This window comes from Salmonella sp. SAL00672 (assembly GCF_046552175.1).
Taxonomy (GTDB): domain Bacteria; phylum Pseudomonadota; class Gammaproteobacteria; order Enterobacterales; family Enterobacteriaceae; genus Salmonella; species Salmonella enterica.
The window spans coordinates 1-662 of the sequence record NZ_JBGDUQ010000030.1 but is presented as its reverse complement, the minus strand read 5'-3'; the positions used below and the strand labels follow the sequence as shown (position 1 = coordinate 662).

Sequence of the window (662 nt, the reverse complement as noted above, 5' to 3'; positions counted from 1 at the left end):
TTTGCTCTTTAAAAATCTGGATCAAGCTGAAAATTGAAACACAGAACAACGAAAGTTGTTCGTGAGTCTCTCAAATTTTCGCAACACGATGATGAATCGTAAGAAACATCTTCGGGTTGTGAGGTTAAGCGACTAAGCGTACACGGTGGATGCCCTGGCAGTCAGAGGCGATGAAGGGCGTGCTAATCTGCGATAAGCGCCGGTAAGGTGATATGAACCGTTATAACCGGCGATACCCGAATGGGGAAACCCAGTGTGACTCGTCACACTATCATTAACTGAATCCATAGGTTAATGAGGCGAACCGGGGGAACTGAAACATCTAAGTACCCCGAGGAAAAGAAATCAACCGAGATTCCCCCAGTAGCGGCGAGCGAACGGGGAGGAGCCCAGAGCCTGAATCAGCATGTGTGTTAGTGGAAGCGTCTGGAAAGGCGCGCGATACAGGGTGACAGCCCCGTACACAAAAGCGCATGTGCTGTGAGCTCGATGAGTAGGGCGGGACACGTGGTATCCTGTCTGAATATGGGGGGACCATCCTCCAAGGCTAAATACTCCTGACTGACCGATAGTGAACCAGTACCGTGAGGGAAAGGCGAAAAGAACCCCGGCGAGGGGAGTGAAAAAGAACCTGAAACCGTGTACGTACAAGCAGTGGGAGC

1 rRNA gene is annotated in these 662 nt (G+C 50.9%); it reads left to right on the top strand.

Annotated features, from left to right (window positions below):
* Window positions 1–122: 122 nt before the first annotated feature.
* A 23S ribosomal RNA gene (locus ACLJTG_RS23660) occupies window positions 123–662 on the top strand; the annotation flags it as partial.